This is a genomic window from Mycolicibacter icosiumassiliensis (assembly GCF_900078685.2).
GTDB classification, from domain to species: Bacteria; Actinomycetota; Actinomycetes; order Mycobacteriales; family Mycobacteriaceae; genus Mycobacterium; species Mycobacterium icosiumassiliensis.
Genome location: NZ_LT546172.1, coordinates 1 through 853, shown reverse-complemented (window position 1 = coordinate 853; position 853 = coordinate 1). Strand labels below are relative to the sequence as shown.

The 853-nt window shown below is 71.2% G+C and carries 1 pseudogene; it reads left to right on the top strand.

The features are described 5' to 3' along the window. Positions 1-86 precede the first annotated feature (86 nt). A pseudogene (locus tag BN4346_RS46570) lies at positions 87-853 on the top strand (cation-translocating P-type ATPase); the annotation flags it as partial.

The window sequence follows — 853 nt, the reverse complement described above, 5'->3', positions numbered from 1 at the left end:
GCGTAGCCCGCAGCCGAAGAAGACAGCGGCACGGCAATCACGCAGCAGCGCCAGCAGCACCCGCACCCGCCACTAATCGGGTACGAGTGAATTTAGACTCACCGTTGGGAGCCGTCCGCCGCTCATGGCCGCTGCGCGCAGCGAATTTCGGTGTCCAACTGACCTCAGCGCTGATCGATGCCTCAGTCCAGACCGCTGCCGGGGTAGCCGCAGCTGTCCTGCCCAACGGCGACGGGGGGCCGGTGCTGTCCCGCCGGTGCTTCCGCGGCGAGGGCCGGGCCTGGGTCGAGATCCGTGGGCTCGACGACCCCGCCGGCGACGAACTGGCGACCGCCGTGTTGGGTGCCGCCCGCGCACTTCCCGGGGTGGTCTCGGTCCGCTTGAACCACCCGTTGTCGCGGCTGGTGGTCGGGCTCGACCCGACCGCCGGCAGTGACGTCGTATCGGTGCGCGAGCTGTGCCAGGTGGTGTCGGACACCGAGAGCCAGTACCGCGCGGATCGATCCCGTGGTCATGCGCCGGTGAGCCTGCCCGGTGATGGGATGACCGAGACGCTGCGCGCCTTGACGGTCGGCGCCAACATCGCCGGCTTGGGCGCGGCGACGGTGGGCCGGTTGCTGCAGCTGCCGGGCCTGCCACTCGGCCTGGAAGCCGGCGTGGTCGTCGTCGACTACCAGCCTCGACTGCGCCGGCTGCTGGAAGACCGCATCGGTAAGCAGGCGACCGATGCGCTGTTGGCGCTGGCCAGTGCCGGCGTGCACACCCTCAACCAGGCGCCGACCGCGCTGGCGGTGGACCTGTCGGTGGAGGCGATGCGTGCCGGGGAGGAACGCGCCGAGGCACGGGCCTGGCG